General features: G+C 70.9%; 15 protein-coding genes, 1 tRNA gene and 1 pseudogene. 5 read left to right on the forward strand and 12 right to left on the reverse strand.

The window, feature by feature from the left end; translation table 11 throughout:
- Nucleotides 1-111 precede the first annotated feature (111 nt).
- Together ER308_RS02750 and ER308_RS02755 are read right to left on the reverse strand one after the other, a co-directional pair.
- Nucleotides 112-1524 carry a stress response protein gene (locus ER308_RS02750; RefSeq protein ID WP_131153588.1) on the reverse strand — a complete coding sequence of 471 codons (1413 nt, stop codon included), beginning with the start codon at nt 1522-1524 and terminating at the stop codon, nt 112-114.
- A 146-nt stretch (nt 1525-1670) separates the two neighbouring features.
- Complete coding sequence (locus ER308_RS02755; protein WP_131153589.1) at nt 1671-2105, reverse strand: VOC family protein; 435 nt, start codon at nt 2103-2105, stop codon at nt 1671-1673.
- Nucleotides 2106-2288: 183 nt separating this feature from the next.
- Here ER308_RS02755 and ER308_RS23040 point away from each other — a divergent pair, with 183 nt between their 5' ends.
- Entirely contained in the window at nt 2289-2483 is a 195-nt protein-coding gene (locus tag ER308_RS23040; RefSeq protein ID WP_420826239.1) for a DUF5615 family PIN-like protein, read from the forward strand.
- Here the strand turns inward: ER308_RS23040 and ER308_RS23045 are convergent.
- Nucleotides 2480-3025, reverse strand: a pseudogene (locus ER308_RS23045) (putative immunity protein). The gene ER308_RS23040 and the pseudogene ER308_RS23045 overlap by 4 nt on opposite strands.
- Before the next feature lie 582 nt (nt 3026-3607).
- Here ER308_RS23045 and ER308_RS02765 point away from each other — a divergent pair.
- Nucleotides 3608-4468 carry an NAD(P)-dependent oxidoreductase gene (locus tag ER308_RS02765; RefSeq protein ID WP_276319865.1) on the forward strand — a complete coding sequence of 287 codons (861 nt, stop codon included), beginning with the start codon at nt 3608-3610 and terminating at the stop codon, nt 4466-4468.
- Nucleotides 4469-4760: 292 nt separating this feature from the next.
- Here ER308_RS02765 and ER308_RS02770 read toward each other — a convergent pair whose 3' ends face one another.
- Both ER308_RS02770 and ER308_RS02775 read right to left on the reverse strand, forming a co-directional pair.
- Nucleotides 4761-5399, reverse strand: a complete 639-nt coding sequence (locus ER308_RS02770) for a transcriptional regulator (RefSeq protein ID WP_131153591.1) — start codon at nt 5397-5399, stop codon at nt 4761-4763.
- Nucleotides 5396-5779: an SANT/Myb-like DNA-binding domain-containing protein gene (locus ER308_RS02775; protein ID WP_131153592.1), complete on the reverse strand. Its 384-nt coding sequence runs from the start codon at nt 5777-5779 to the stop codon at nt 5396-5398. Before ER308_RS02775 ends, ER308_RS02770 begins: the two co-directional genes overlap by 4 nt.
- Between ER308_RS02775 and ER308_RS02780 the strand changes: the two genes are divergently transcribed.
- Both ER308_RS02780 and ER308_RS02785 read left to right on the forward strand, forming a co-directional pair.
- Nucleotides 5756-7090, forward strand: a complete 1335-nt coding sequence (locus tag ER308_RS02780; RefSeq protein ID WP_205745865.1) for a PEP/pyruvate-binding domain-containing protein — start codon at nt 5756-5758, stop codon at nt 7088-7090. The genes ER308_RS02775 and ER308_RS02780 overlap by 24 nt on opposite strands.
- Before the next feature lie 52 nt (nt 7091-7142).
- A complete protein-coding gene (locus ER308_RS02785; RefSeq protein WP_131153593.1) occupies nt 7143-7757 on the forward strand; it encodes a histidine phosphatase family protein in 615 nt (204 codons plus the stop codon).
- 379 nt (nt 7758-8136) lie between these two features.
- Here the strand turns inward: ER308_RS02785 and ER308_RS02790 are convergent, their stop codons facing one another.
- The 3 genes from ER308_RS02790 to ER308_RS02800 are packed head-to-tail and all read right to left on the reverse strand — an operon-like array spanning nt 8137 to nt 9531.
- A complete protein-coding gene (locus ER308_RS02790; protein WP_131153594.1) occupies nt 8137-8724 on the reverse strand; it encodes a TIGR03086 family metal-binding protein in 588 nt (195 codons plus the stop codon).
- Nucleotides 8711-9193: an SRPBCC family protein gene (locus tag ER308_RS02795; protein WP_131153595.1), complete on the reverse strand. Its 483-nt coding sequence runs from the start codon at nt 9191-9193 to the stop codon at nt 8711-8713. Before ER308_RS02795 ends, ER308_RS02790 begins: the two co-directional genes overlap by 14 nt.
- Nucleotides 9190-9531 (reverse strand): ArsR/SmtB family transcription factor, encoded by a 342-nt coding sequence (locus ER308_RS02800; protein WP_131153596.1) that lies wholly within the window; start codon nt 9529-9531, stop codon nt 9190-9192. Before ER308_RS02800 ends, ER308_RS02795 begins: the two co-directional genes overlap by 4 nt.
- Nucleotides 9532-9553: 22 nt before the next feature.
- On the opposite strand from ER308_RS02800, the gene ER308_RS02805 reads away from it, so the two are divergent.
- On the forward strand, nt 9554-9784 hold the full coding sequence (locus ER308_RS02805) for a type II toxin-antitoxin system RelE family toxin (RefSeq protein WP_165491767.1): 231 nt from the start codon (nt 9554-9556) through the stop codon (nt 9782-9784).
- Between the two features lie 231 nt (nt 9785-10015).
- Here ER308_RS02805 and ER308_RS02810 read toward each other — a convergent pair.
- The 4 genes from ER308_RS02810 to ER308_RS02825 all read right to left on the reverse strand — a co-directional run bounded on the left by ER308_RS02810 (nt 10016) and on the right by ER308_RS02825 (nt 13949).
- A tRNA-Ile gene (locus tag ER308_RS02810) sits at nt 10016-10088 on the reverse strand.
- A gap of 14 nt (nt 10089-10102) precedes the next feature.
- Nucleotides 10103-11341 (reverse strand): (Fe-S)-binding protein, encoded by a 1239-nt coding sequence (locus tag ER308_RS02815; protein ID WP_131153598.1) that lies wholly within the window; start codon nt 11339-11341, stop codon nt 10103-10105.
- A gap of 11 nt (nt 11342-11352) precedes the next feature.
- Nucleotides 11353-12519: an FAD-binding protein gene (locus ER308_RS02820; RefSeq protein WP_131153599.1), complete on the reverse strand. Its 1167-nt coding sequence runs from the start codon at nt 12517-12519 to the stop codon at nt 11353-11355.
- A complete protein-coding gene (locus ER308_RS02825; protein ID WP_165491768.1) occupies nt 12510-13949 on the reverse strand; it encodes an FAD-binding oxidoreductase in 1440 nt (479 codons plus the stop codon). The genes ER308_RS02820 and ER308_RS02825 overlap by 10 nt, the downstream gene beginning before the upstream one ends.
- Nucleotides 13950-13951 lie beyond the last annotated feature (2 nt).

Genomic DNA, 13951 nt, shown 5'->3' on the forward strand with positions numbered 1-13951 from the left:
CCGGCGGGGTGCGTTCCGAGGCGCGAAGAGGTTAGCCCCCGTGGGGCGAGCCGCGCGGCCCTCGCCGGGTGGGGTCACACGTGGTGATCGTACCCGGGCTCGTGGGTGGGGCTACTGGTCGGTTCCGGCGGGTTCGGACGATGACGCAGTGTCGTGGTCGGGTGGCTGATCAGGTGGAGGTGCGTGCCACTCGCCGCTGGTGTCGCTGTCGCTGTCGCTGTCGGCGTCGTGCTCGTCGGTGGCGCTGCTACGGGTGCTGCGCATGCGGGGGGCGCTGGGTTGCCAGTCGCTGAGGTGCTGGACGAGGTCGCGGTAGAAGTCGATGGCCTGCTGGCGCGTGTCGGTGATGAACGCGCCGGGGCCGGTGGTCTTCTTGGTGCCCATGGGGCGCGCCAGCGAGAGCGCGAACTCGCGGGGTTCGCGTTTGGGGTCGTCGGCCAGCAGCACGTGCTTGGGCTTGTCACGCACGTCGCCGAGCAGCACGGTCGTGGACTTGCTGGTGCGCACGAACTTGGTCTCGATGCGCAGGTCGTCCGGCGCGTCGCGTAGCTGGCGAAGGATCCAGTTCACCTGGGTGGTGGGCTTGCCCTCACGGGGCGCCTTGATGCCCACGCTGCTGGTCACCATCCGTGCTCGCATGTCAGCGGTGAGCGCGACCAGCCCGACCGCGTCGGGGACCTTCAAGCTCATCGACAGGGTGCCGTGCTCCGCCAGTTCGCTGCGCGTGTCGGCAAGGCGCTCGTCGAGGGGCTTCTTCGAGCGTTCGGGCACGACGTCGCGGCCGAGGTCTTGGGTCATCCCGAGCGCGACGTAGTGAACGAACTGCTCCCAGCGGCGAGCGATGTCGGCGACCTCGGGCTGTTTGGCGTTCAGCGCGTCGCGGCGGGCGCCGTCGCGGACCTTGGTCCACGACGGGCCCATGTCATCGAACTCGCCCGCCCCGGAGTTCTCGTGCAGCAGGTAGGCGATGAGTTCCCGCAGGATCCACTGCTGCTCGGTGTCCTCGATGCCCCGGTGGTCGTGCTGGATGATCGCCTCGGTGAGGATGCGCCACCACGACAGCTGCCACAGTGACACGCTACGCAGCTTCTTCTTGGGCACCTCCACGGGCACGTCGTCGGGGCCGCCGAGGATGTGGTTGTCGATCACCAACACCCCGTCGAAGCCCTCCCGGCGCGCCACGTCGAGATACGAGGTCACCTGCTCCGCGCTGGCAGTGTTGTTGCGCGTCTTGACCTCCACCAGCACCGACCAACGCCGCTTGCCGCGCGTAGCCACGATCACCCCGTCAGGGCGCACCGTCTTGCCCTGCTCGTCGGTGAACGGCACCTCGGTGTAGGCCTCGACCTTTCCCCGCGGCGCTCCCAGCCCGGCAAGCAACTCGCGTCCGAAGCCGGGCACCCCGCTCATCACCGCCAGCAACGTCGAGGTCGCCCGCTGCTCCTGCTCCCGGGCACCACCGATCCCCGCGGTGGGGATCAGCCGCGCCGCCTGCCAGACCACCTCGCCGTTACCCTCAGCCATCACATCCCCACGAGCACTCGCGCATATCCCAATAGCCTCCCCGAAACATCTCAGAGGGGCCAACGATCGACAGCACTCCCGTAGCCGTCAACCCCCAGAACGCTCAGGCCGACCCTGGCCGTGTCGGGTTGGCGCGTAGCTGAGGGCTACGGCCTGGTGAAGTCGGGAACGGTGAGCGCCCCGTCTTCGGAGAGCGTGAAACCAGGATTGTGTGCGACCTCCCACACGTGACCGTCCAGGTCAGCGAAGCAGGCGGCGTAGCCCCCGTAGAACGTCTTTCCGGGCGGGCGGGTCACCGTGGCTCCGGCGTCCCTGGCAGCCTGCACGATGTCCTCCACCTCGCCCTCTGACCGGACGTTGTGAGCGAGGACCACGTTGCCGAACCGGTCGACAGGCTCGTCAAGGACTCCACAGTCAGTGGCGAGCTTCTCGCGTCCCCAAAGCACCACGGCCAGGCCCCCGGCTTGGAAGAACACGGTTTCTTCGACCTCTTGGCCCTCCCACCCGAGGCCCTCATAGAACGCGCGAGCACGGCTGAGGTCGGCGACGCCGAGCGTGATCAAATTGACGCGCTGTTCCATGTCCCAACGCTACCGCCTGCGGCTCCGCAGGGTCGGGGGCCGGGAGGCACGACCGCGTCGCGCTACCCGATGCTGCGGCCCAACGCTCCCCGCTGAGGTGCTCGACTTTCACCTTCGCCAGTTGTTCCGACGTGATTCGGCTGGGCTCTCGGCGGACCGACCGATGCGCCCCTGCGGCTAGCCATCCCTGATACGGACATCCTTGCGCGTGCTGCCCGGAATGGGCGTGTGATCGTGGCTGCGGACACGGACTTCGCTGATCCGCTGGCTGCGAGCGAGGCCACGGAGCCGGCGGTCGTGTTCGTGTCCCGGGCGGACGGTTCCCGACGGCCTCCCGCATCCCTTCGGGCTCCGAAGCATCGTCGAGCCCGAGACTAGTGCTCTTCCAGGAGCTCTTGGATCGCTCGAATTGCGTCGCCCACGTGGCCGCCGCTCAAGCGTCCAGGCCCGAGTGGCCCGGAGCGGTTCTCGCCAAGTGCCGGCAAAGAACCAAGGGCACGCGCGACGGCATCCGTCGTGGCCGTGACAAGGCGGCGGGCTTCTGACCGCGTCACCGTTCCGGCATCGCCACCTGCAGCCAATGTCGATGCCTTAACGGAGTATCCAGCCGCACTCAGCGCATGTGCTCCCATGTGGGCGACAGCGGCTGCTTGCTCGGCCGCGTAGGCCGCTGCCCTTGCCGCTGATGTTGGCGCTTCCCGAGCAGCGGCACCCGCTTACCCACCTCGATGTCGCACCGCGTCCGCGACGTCGAGGTCGCCCGCGGCAAAGGAGCGAGTCTGCTCGATCGCGGCTCGCACCCTGACGTCGTTGGGCACAGCGTCCTCGAAGATGGCGAGGACGCGCTCCGCGCAATCGGCTGCCCACGACGCAACAAGTCGACGATCGTCGACACTCAAGGTCTGCGGAGCGTTCGCCATCGCGAGAACATTATCAGTCGATGCCCGCCACCCGGTGACCAGAACATCGTCACGACTATTGCGCGGTCACCAGCGTGTCGGTTCCCGGATAGCGGTCAGCAGCCGAACGAGGCCCCACCCAGCCAGGAGACACGACCCAATGTCCCTTCGAAGCAGTCGCTATCGGCACTTGGCCGGGCCGCCCTGACCGCGCGTCGTCACCTCGTCAGCGTCCGTCAAGCCTGCTGCCGCCAATGCTGCCTCGGCACCGCTGTCATGCCGTTCGTAACCAAGCCCGCCGTAGCCCAACTGCACGACAGCTCGCATCACAGCCTCCACGCGTTCACGCACGAGCACGGATCACTTCACTGCACGGCGCGTTCCCGCTCCTGCGCCGCATGCCCGAAGCACGCCTCGAATACCCCGCAGCTACCCGCCCCTTGCAACACGGCACAACATCCCGCGGAGCCTTTCTCGAGTTCAACCTCAGCCGGGCAGGCTCGATGTCGAAACCAGCCCGTGGGACGGTATAGCTTCCACCGATGTGGAGGACTAGGATCAAGACCCACCGCCCTGGACTCCCGCCCACTTGGAGCAGGATCGATGAGTGACGTGTCAGTCATCGGGACAGGAGTGATGGGCAGCGCGCTGGTCGAGGCCCTTGCCGCCTCGGGAGCCGAAGTGGCGGTGTGGAACCGGACCACCGACAAAGCCGAAACCCTGTCGGGACCGCGGGTCCGTATCGCGCAGTCGGTTGCCGAAGCCCTCACGGTGAGCCCGCTCGCGGTCGTGTCGGTGTCAGACCACGAACTCGCGCGCACTCTGGTGGAAGGGGCGGGACCGGATCTGCAAGGAAAGGCGGTGGCCTCTACCTCCTTCGCGACCCCGGAGCAGAGCCGAGCCTTCGCTGCCATCGTGAGCGCAGCGGGCGGGGGCTACCTGGACCTTTCCATTCTCGCGTATCCCAGCGAGGTTCGGTCGGGGGCCGGAGTCTTCTTCATCTCGGGGGACCGCACCGCCTACGAGGCGCACCGCGAACGGCTTGAGCAGATCGGCCGGGCCAGCTATGTCGACGAGGCACCGGGGGCCGCGTACATCAGCGAGATGGCGGTTCTGCTCGCATACCTGCCGATGGCGGTCGGCCTCCTGCAGGGGCTGCGCATCTGCGAGCAGCACGACCTTCCCATGGAGTGGTTCAAGAAGACCGTCGTCGAGCTGTACCCCTTCCACATCCGCTCGCTGCTCGACCGGGTCCCCCCGGAGGCGGACTCGTCGGTGTCCAGCGTGGAGGCATCCGTCGAGGTCTGGGGCGAAGGAGCAGCAGAGTATGCCGCCTACCTGCGGGAACTGGGCCTCGACGCCGGGATGTACGACGCGCTGCACCGGCTCTTTGCCGCTGCCTCCGAAGCCGGTGACGGTGACGCCGACTGGACATGCATCGCAGGGCACACTGCGACCCGCTAGCTGGCCGACCGGGAGCGGGGCGACGACGGCAGGCAACGCTGGAAGTCGATGAGCCCTCAGCCGCGGTCGCGGGCCGCTTCAAGGGTGCCCGCAGCTTAGCGCCCGCCTCGCCAGCCCCTTCAGGAACCCCGCCACGCTGGGACAGAAACCGGCGCCTTGCTCCGCCGTGAAGGAGTCCGGGCAGGATCCGCGAGTGCGGTCCAACATCTCCCAGGACGCGGCTCAACCGCGGCCCTCGCCGGGATAGCCCGCGCTCGGGGTTGCCGGGACCTCCATTCTCCGTCGTGGTGGTTTAGCCGGGCCCGGTACGGCGGTCGATGCCGAGTGTGGCGATGAGGTCTTCGTGGAGTTCGAACCAGACGCGGTGGCAGGAGTCGATGTCGGTGCGGTCGACCCAGGCGGGCTCGCCGGTTTGGGCACGCGTTAGCGCGGTGGTGAACCGCTTGTCGTAGCCGCGGAAACGTGTGAGCCGGTTGCCGAGTCGGTCGATGAGCGGGCGAAGCGCACGGTCGATGGTGGTGAGTTCCCGAAGGATGTTGGCGTCCCAGGCGGGGTCGGTGTGGTCGTTGGGAACGAGTCGGTCGCCGGGGGCGGGTTTGAGTTGCCAGTCGGTACAGGCTCGCAGCACCACGGCGTTCAAGGGCAGGAACTCGCGGTAGACGTGTCGGACGTCATCTGCGCCGCGGGTGCTGGTGAGCTCTGATGCGAGTTGGCGCTCGCTCTCGGCGCGGCCGCGTTCGGTAAGGGACCATCCTGCGGTGTCGCCAAAGGCGGTGTAGGTCGTCCAGCCGTGTGCTTCGGCGTCGCGCAGGAGCTCTTGCGTCTCGTCTTCGTCGAGGTCGAACCGGCGGGCGACCGTCGCGGTGTCGGCGAACCCGGTGATGCGGACGGCGTGCAGGACCAGCAGGTCGGGCGGGGAGTTGTGGCTCACGAGCCGGCGTCGTGTCGTGCCGTCAGTCGGGTGTAGTGCTGTTGGCAGGCCTGCGGGGACTTGAACCCCATCGCCTGCGCGATCTGGGTCCAGGTCAGTCCTGCGCTGCGGGCGGTGAACAGCAGGCCGGCTTCGAGCCCCTCGACCTCAGCGCGGGCCGCCGGCAGCAGAGTGAGCGCAGCCAGGAGGTCATCGGGGTCGAGCTCGGTGGAGCGCCAGAGGGCGAACTGTGCGAGGTCGACCGCCGATGGCGGGACCGGAGCCGGCCGCCACGGGCGGGGCGCGATCGCGTCGGCAGCCAGTTCCGTCAGGCGTGTTTGGGCACGCCACTCTCGCTCGGCTTGGGCGTGGTCTGTGTGACCGTGTGGATCGCGGGGCATGGACACATGGTCCGTCTTCAACGTATTGTTGTCAACATGACGTTGAAGACAAACGAGTTGTTCGTGCCACTTGCGGAGGCGACCGGCGAGACCTGCGGCGGCAAAGCGGGAGTGCTCGGCGTGTTGCTGCGGGCGGGCCTGGCGGTGCCCGACGGGTTCGTCGTGCCATTCGCCGTGCACGACGCCGCTGTCCGCGACCTCGCACCGCACACCAGCCACCGGCATGGGCTCGGGACGCTACGCGCAGCGGTCGAGAGCCGACCGTTGCCCTTTGCCGTGGTCAAGGCGCTGGAGCGCGCACTCGAAGGGCTCGGGAACCAGCCTGTGGCGGTTCGATCGTCCGCTGCGAACGAGGACACCAGCGAAGCGTCGGCGGCAGGCCAGTACGACAGCGTCCTGGCGGTCTGCGGCGTCGCCGACGTTGCGGCAGCCGTTCGGACCTGCTGGGCCTCGCTGCACTCCCCACGCGCAACCGCTTATCGAACCCGCTTTGGTGAGGACGGGTCCGGGAGCGAGGACCCGGCCATCGCCGTCATCGTCCAGCGCCACCTCGACGCCGAGGTGTCAGGGGTCATGTTCACGCCCGCCGGCCAGGACGAGCCGACCGCGATCGAAGCCTCCTGGGGACTGGGGCCAAGCGTCGCGGCCGGCACGGTCACACCCGACACGTATCACGTCCACCCCGACGGGACGGTGACCTGCGTGGTAGCGGACAAGCCGACCCGGCTCGACCGGGTCGGAACCCAGCTCGCCACTCGAGCCGTGCCTCGCGAGAGCCGCCAACGCTCGACCCTCGACGAAGCCACCGCGACCACACTCGCGACTCTGGGCAGCAACGTCGCCGCCACCCTGGGCGCTGCCCAAGACATCGAATGGTCCATCGCCGACAACCGCCTCTGGCTCTTGCAGGCGCGACCGATCACCGCCGCGCCACCCGCGCCACCACCATCCAGCGCGCCCTCCGGCCCCGTCACGCTGAGCGGCACACCCGCCAGCCGGGGAACGGCCACCGGCACCGCCAGAACCGTGCAGGGTCCGCAAGACTTCGGGCGCATACGACCCGGCGACATCCTCATCTGCCCCTACACCGACCCGGCATGGACGCCGCTGCTGCGCATCGCCGCCGGCGTGGTCACCGAGGCGGGAGGCGCACTCTCCCACGCCGCGATCGTCGCCCGCGAGCACCAGATCCCCGCCGTCCTCGGCATCCCGGGGGCGACGACGATCACCGACGGCAGCGTCGTCACCATCGACGGCACCGCCGGCACCGTGACCACGACGCATGCCGGACCGACCCCACCAACCCGATAGCCCGACAGGAGGAGGACAGCGGATCCGCACGGATGCGCTGCCGCATCGCCCCATGGTCACTCGACACCTCCACCTCGCTCGCCACGGCGCCGCTGACGCCTTCGGCGAGCTCACCGAGACCGGCTACCAGCAGGCACAGCTGCTCGGCCAACGGCTCGCGAACGCGCCGATCGACGTGGTCTGGCACTCCCCACTGCCACGCGCCGCCGACACCGCCCAGGAGATCGCCAGGCAGCTTGCGAGCGTGCCAGTGATCGAGGCGCCCGAGCTCACCGACCACGTCCCCTACGTGCCGCCGGCCAACGAAACGCCCCCGTCCTGGATCGGGTTCTTCGACGGCTACGACGAAGCCGAAGCCGCAGCCGGACAGCACATCGCCGAAACCCTCGTGGCCCGCTTCGGCGGCATCGCCTCCGCTACGACTACTAGGGCGCCCACCGACACCCACGAGGTCCTGATCACCCACTCCTACCCCATCGCCTGGCTGATCCGCCACGCACTCGACGCGCCACCAGCCCGCTGGCTAGGACTCGACGGCGCCAACGCGGCCCTGACCCTCATCGAACACCGCACCGGCCTCCCACCAGCAGTCGTGATGCTCAACGAGATGAGCCACCTCCCAACCGACCTGCGCTGGACCGGATTCCCCGCAACGGCCAGGCCATGAGCCAGGCACCGCGACCGCTCACGTCACGTGAGCACTCGACCGCCTACCACCGACCTGGGCGACCGTCGTCCACTCCACCTTGGCAACGACTCCGCGCCGCTCATCAGGGACGCGTCCTGACCTCGCAGAAGCCGACGCCCCCAACCGCCGAGTCCGCCCACAGGACCGCGACAGGGCCGAGCGAGTTCGGTCCAACCTCCCACCGAGGGAGTGTCGGTTAAGTTAAAGGGTGTAACGGAGCTGGCCTGACAGGCTGAGCTATCCGCCCGGCCGGAAGGGACAGCTGATGACCGATGCCACTGGTAAGAACGCCGAGCGGGAGCGCTCGGACGACGATCGTGAGGTTGGCGAGGCACGGGGGGTGTAGGCGATCGCGCGGTCATGGACGGGGTCGTAGGTCTGGCTGCCAGGACGGGTTGCGTCCGATGAAGGCGATCATCTGGGTCTGGGGGTCAGCGTCCGCGGGCACGTCGACCTTGGGGCCGTACTGGCCGGAGGAGCGCATCGCCTCCTCCATGGGTTCCATGCCGGCGAGCAGCGTCGCGCAGAACTCGGGCTCGAGCGCGGCGTCCTGCCCGCCGGCGCGGGCGAGGTCCCAGGTGTGCATGAAGACGTCGGTGGTGTAGAAGCGGTCAATCGCCTCGCCGACCGGCATGCTGCCCATCCGCTCGTGCGAGTACAGCGTCGCCGCCCGCTCCGGGTCGTCGAGCAGCGCCTGCACCGCAGCGGCGTGGAAGGTCCACGCCGCCACCGGACTCTCGGCCACCGTCGGGCCCGTGGGCAACTCGTGATCGCCGGCCGACAGGAAGCCCGGGAGCCAGGTCACGAGGTGGTCGACGACGTCGCGCGCGGTCCAGCCGGCCACCGGTGCGGGGGCGTCCCAATCGGCTACCCGCTGCACTCGTTCGGTGAACTCACCGGCGATCCGGCGGTGCCGCTCGGCCGCCGTGAGGTCAGACAGTGCCATCGGCCAGCACCCGGTCGAGCTTGGCGTACCCGTCGTTGACGCCGACCTCCATGCCCGAGCGCAGCCACGCGTCGCGGGCCTCGAACGAGTCGACCAGCGACTGGGCGTGCAGCCGGGTGCGACCGTCGCCGAGGTCCTCGAAGGTGAGCGTCTCGAGCGCCACGCCGTCGGGCTCACCCTCGAAGCTGAAGGTCTGCACGATGCGCCGCTCGGCCACCTGGTGAAAGCAGCCGCGGAACCCGTACTCCTCATCGGCGTGCCGAGACACGAACCGCCACTCGCCGCCGTCGCGTGCATCCCAGACGGCGATCTGGGTCTCCGTGCCGTCCGGGCCGACCCACTGCGCGAACAGTGCGGGGTCGGTGTGCGCCGCGAGCAACTGCGCGGGCGTGGCCGCGAAGTCGCGGGTGATGCGGATGATCGGTAGCCGCCCGTCCGCATCGATTGTGGCCTGCGTGGTTGTGGTCATGATGCCTGTCCTTTCTGCTCCTCGGTCATGCGCGCCAGGACGACGTCCAGGCGCTGGTAACGCTGATCGGCGCGTTGCCGGTAGCGCTCGATCCATGCGGTCATGAGGTCGAACACCTCTGCTTCGAGGTGCACCGCACGGCTCTGCGCGACCTTGGTCTTGCTGACTACCCCCGCGTCCTCCAGCACCTTGAGGTGCTTGGAGACCGCCTGCACGCTGACGTCGTAGGGCTCGGCGAGCTCCCCGACCGTCGCGTCCGCTACCGCCAGCCGCGCGACGATGTCCCGACGCATCGGGTCGGCCAGCGCGGCGAACACCTTCGACAGCGGCTCGTCCAACGACTTCTCCTCAACCGCAGGGTTGAATAAAACCGTAGGGGCCTGCGGCACGTTTGTCAACCGCTGGGTTGAAGAAGGTCCCGAGGAGCACATCGGGCGGGCTGCTGGCCATCGGCTGCGCGGGCGACTGACCGGGCTGCGGTCCTACCGGGTGGGGAGCTACCGGATCATCTACCAGCTGCGCAACTCAAACACCGTCCGCGTGGTCGCGATCCGCCACCGCGGCCACGCGTACGGCACCGACCCTCGCTGACGAGCGCAGAAGACGAGCCGACCTCCTCTGACAGCCACCGCGACTGCGGACCAATCGTCCCGGCCAATGCCTCTGGGCTCGGACTATGCCGGGAATGCCCGCGCTCGCCTCAGGCTGGTCGCAGCTGCGACCTGCGCTCGGAGGGCTGCCTGCTCGTCGCCACTCCGCCAACGCAGCCCGTCGGGCCAGGCCGCCCACGCGGCGGCCTCATCGAGCAGCAGCCGGTAGTTGTGGGCCCGGCGGGGATCGAACCCGCGACCAAGCGGTTATGAGCCGCCTGCTCTGACCACTGAGCTACGGGCCCGGCACGAACGCAGCCTACCCAGCACCGCCTCCCCCGCGCCGCGCCCGCAGGCTGCGAGCCAGCACGGTCACCGGGTGGACGACCTCGAAGCCCTGCTGCTCCAGTTGCATGGCGCAGCCGGGGTTGCCGCTGACGACCTGCTCGCAGCCGGTCCGGCGGATCGCGGCCGCCTTCTTCTCCCCCAGCGGCCGACCGAAGTCGGGACGCTCGACGGAGAAGATCCCACCGGAGCCGCAGCACAGCTGCCCGTCGTCGGGCTCGGCGAGCTCCACGCCGGGCACGCTGGCCACGAGGTCGCGGGGCCGGTCACCGAGCCGCTGCACGTTGCGGCTGTGGCAGGGAGCCTGGAAGGCCATCCGCTCCCCCAGGTCACCGAGGTCGAGGCGAGCCGGGTCGACGATCTCGCTCGGGTCGACCACGCGCGCGCTCACGGCCCGGGCCTCGTCGGTGTCGAGCAGATGCCCGGCCTCCTTCAGCATCGCCCCGCAACCGCCGGAGTTCACGACGATCGGCCCGCTCGTGTCGCGATAGTGGCGCACCACCCGCGCCGCGAGCGCCTTGGCCTCCTCCTCGCGACCCGCGTGCAGGTGCAGCGCGCCGCAGCAGGGGACCCCGGGTTCCGCGGACACCGCGTAGCCGGCGGCGTCGAGCACCTCGGCGGTGTCGCGGTGCACATCGCGGAACCACGCGTCCATCACGCAGCCACGGAACAGGTGGGCCGGCTCACCGTCCCGGGTGCCGCGCAGCGGTCGCCGCAGCTCGGCGAGGCTGACCCGGTGCGCCGGACGCAGCTGCGCGGGGGCGAGCCGGTCGAGGCCGAGCCGCTGCGCCACCGCGAGCAGCGCCGACAGCACCCGCAGCACAGCGCGGCGCGGGAGCACGAGCCGGAACCCCACCGCGTGGGCGAGGCCTCGCAACCCCGTGGGGGGCTCGCGCCGGGTGATCGCCGTGCGCGCGGTCTCGATCAGATCGCCGAACTCGACCAGCGACGGGCAGACGTACTCGCAGGCGCGGCATTGCACGCAGGTCTCGAGCGACTCGCGCACGTCCGGGTCGGTGAGCGACAGCTCGCCCGACTCGGTCAGCCGCATCGCCATGATCCGACCCCGGGGCCCGTGCTCCTCGAGGTGGGTGAGCTCGTACGTCGGGCACGACGAGAGGCAGAGGCCGCACTGCACGCACTGCGCGAGCTGCGACGGCTCGAAGACGCGCCCGGTGGCGCGTTGCTGCTGGGGCTGCGGTTCGGCGGCCATGGCCGCCGATCCTATGACGCACGCCTGGGCGCGGTCGCGAGGACACCGGGGTGCAACACTCGGTCGGGGTCGAGCGCGTCGACCAGACGCCCCGACTGGGGGCGCTCGTCACTGGCCAGGGCGGGGCCCGGCGCCGAGGGGTCGAGCACGAGCAGCGAGCCGCCCGCGGCCTCGGCCTCCGCCCGCAGCGCGGCCAGCTCCCCGTGGGGCGCGTCGACGCAGAGCACCCCCACCCCGTGGAAGGCGGCCCAGTCGTGGCACCGCGTCGCGACCCGGCGGGTCACGGCGTCGAGCGCCGCGGGGGACACCGCGAGCCGTGCGGTCGCCGGCGGCACCGGTGCCTCGCTCGGCTCGAGCCCCGCGGCGGCGGACTGCTCGGCCACGTCGTCGGGATGCCCTTCGAGCAGCACGCGCGTCTCGTTCGGGGACGCCACGACCGCCGACGGGCCGAAGACCCTGGGAAGCCAGCGCTCACGCGGGACGGCGGTCGCGAACCAGGCCGCGTGCGGAGGCGCCGGACGCACCTTCAGCGTGACCTCGGTGAGGACGGCCAGGGTCCCCCAGGCGCCGCAGAGCAGCCGGGCCAGGTCGAACCCCGTCACGTCCTTGACCGTCACCCCTCCGGAGCGGGCCGGCCGGGCCTCGCCGGTGACGAACCGCACCCGCAGCACCCAGTCGCGCAACGGACGCGCACCGAGTTGTCGCGGGCCCGCGAGCGCGGTGGCGAGCCGCCCGCCCACGGTGGTGCCGAGCGCGCCACGCGCGTCGGTCGGCGCTTCGATCGGGCACTCCTGGCCGCTGGCGGCGAGGACGCCGGCGACCTCGTCGAGCCGAGTGCCGGCGCGCACGGTGAGCGTGAGGTCCTCGGGCCGGCGCTCGACGATCCCCGTCAGCCCGCCGAGGTCGAGCGGCCGCGTGCCGACCGCCCCAGCGCCCACCGGGTCGGCAGGGACCGTGTCCGCGGTGGCCCCGTCGTCGCCGTCCGGGCCCGCGGTGGCCCCGTCGTCGCCGTCCTGGCCCGCGCCGACCCCCTCCCCCGCCGGTAGGCGCGCCAGGACGCTGCCGCCCCTGCGCGGCACCAGCGCCGTGCCCGCCGACCGGGCCTCGGTGATCGCCTCGGCGACCTCCCCCGGTGTGGACGGCGTCGAGGGGGTGGGGGCCGCGGACACTAGACCCACGTCCCTTCCGGCACGAGGCGCTGGGTGCCCTCCGCGCACCCCTGCGGCGAGGGCAGCACCTTGCCGGGGTTGGCCAGCCCCGAGGGGTCCATCGCGTCGCGCACCGCGCGCTGGACCGCGAGGTCGTCCTCGCTGTAGACGTCCCCGAGGAGGTCGCGCTTCTCGATGCCGACCCCGTGCTCACCCGTCAGCACGCCGCCGGCGGCCAGCGCGGTCTCGACGATCCGGTGCCCGGCGCGCAGGACCCGGTCGAGCACCCCCGGGTCCTCGCGGTCGAACAGCAGGAACGGGTGCAGGTTGCCGTCGCCCGCGTGCACGACGTTGATGACGAGCAGCTCCTCATCGGCCGCGATCTCCAGCACGCCGGCGAGCATGTCGGCCAGCCCGGACCGAGGGACGACCACGTCGTGCAGGTAGAAGTCGGGAGCCCGCTTGGCGATCGCACCCGCCACGCCCTTGCGCCCCTTCCACAGCTTGGTGCGGTGCTCGGCGGTCCGGGCGATCTCGACGCTGGTCGCGCCCTCCGCGGTGCACGCCTCGGAGGCGGCCTCGGCGCCGTGGGCGACCTCGGCGGGCAGCCCCTCGAACTCGGCGAGCAGCACCGCCTCGGCGTCCATCGGGTAGCCAGCCCGCGCGTAGGGCTCGACGAGCTCGACCGCCTCGCGGTCCATCAGCTCGAGCGCGGCGGGCAGAGTGTCGCCGGTGACGATGCGGCTCACCGCGCGGGCGGCGGCGACCGCGCTCGGGAAGCCCGCGAGCAGCGTGCGGGTCTGCGGCGGCAGTGGCTGCAGCCGCACGCACGCCTTGGTGACCAGGCCGAACGTGCCCTCGCTGCCGACGGCCAGGCCCCGCAGGTCCAGGCCTCCCTGCTCGGGCAGGTCGCCGCCGAGGAGGTGCAGCTCCCCGTCGGCGCCGAGCAGCTCGACCGCGAGGACGTGCGCGCTCGTCACCCCCTCCGAGAGGCAGTGGATCCCGCCGGCGTTGGTCGCGACGTTGCCGCCGAGCGTCGCCGCGATCTGGCTCGCGGGGTCGGGAGCGAACCGCAAGCCGTACGGCGCGGCCCGCTCCGACAGTCGCGCGTTGGGCACGCCCGGCTGCACCCACGCGCGTCGGTGCTCTGGGTCGATGTGGATGATCCGGTCGAGGCGGCCGAGCGCGACCACGAGCGGGGCCCGCTCCGGCGCCACCGGGACCGCGCCGCCCGCGAGGCCGGTGCCCGCGCCGCGCGGGGTGAACGGCACCGACGCCTCCCGGCAGAGGCGGACGACCTGCTGGGCCTGCGCCACGGTCGCCGGCGCGCACACCGCCAGTGGTTCCGCGTTCAGGAACGAGGCGTCCCGCCGGTACAGCGCGCGGCCCAGGCGGCCCGCCCGCAGGCCCTCCGGCCCGACGATCCGCTCGAGACGCTCGAGGAAGGTCGCGTCGTCCACGA

Source organism: Egibacter rhizosphaerae (assembly GCF_004322855.1).
Taxonomy (GTDB): Bacteria; Actinomycetota; Nitriliruptoria; order Euzebyales; family Egibacteraceae; genus Egibacter; species Egibacter rhizosphaerae.

Excerpts from the sequence above, each read along its gene's own strand:
- ER308_RS02815 (WP_131153598.1), bottom strand. The coding sequence starts at position 11,341 with ATGGCCGCCGAACCGCAGCCCCAGCAGCAACGCGCCACCGGGCGCGTC.
- ER308_RS02755 (WP_131153589.1), bottom strand. The coding sequence starts at position 2,105 with ATGGAACAGCGCGTCAATTTGATCACGCTCGGCGTCGCCGACCTCAGC.
- ER308_RS02750 (WP_131153588.1), bottom strand. The coding sequence starts at position 1,524 with ATGGCTGAGGGTAACGGCGAGGTGGTCTGGCAGGCGGCGCGGCTGATC.
- ER308_RS02765 (WP_276319865.1), top strand. The coding sequence starts at position 3,608 with ATGAGTGACGTGTCAGTCATCGGGACAGGAGTGATGGGCAGCGCGCTG.
- ER308_RS02775 (WP_131153592.1), bottom strand. The coding sequence starts at position 5,779 with ATGCCCCGCGATCCACACGGTCACACAGACCACGCCCAAGCCGAGCGA.
- ER308_RS02790 (WP_131153594.1), bottom strand. The coding sequence starts at position 8,724 with ATGGCACTGTCTGACCTCACGGCGGCCGAGCGGCACCGCCGGATCGCC.
- ER308_RS02795 (WP_131153595.1), bottom strand. The coding sequence starts at position 9,193 with ATGACCACAACCACGCAGGCCACAATCGATGCGGACGGGCGGCTACCG.
- ER308_RS02785 (WP_131153593.1), top strand. The coding sequence starts at position 7,143 with ATGGTCACTCGACACCTCCACCTCGCTCGCCACGGCGCCGCTGACGCC.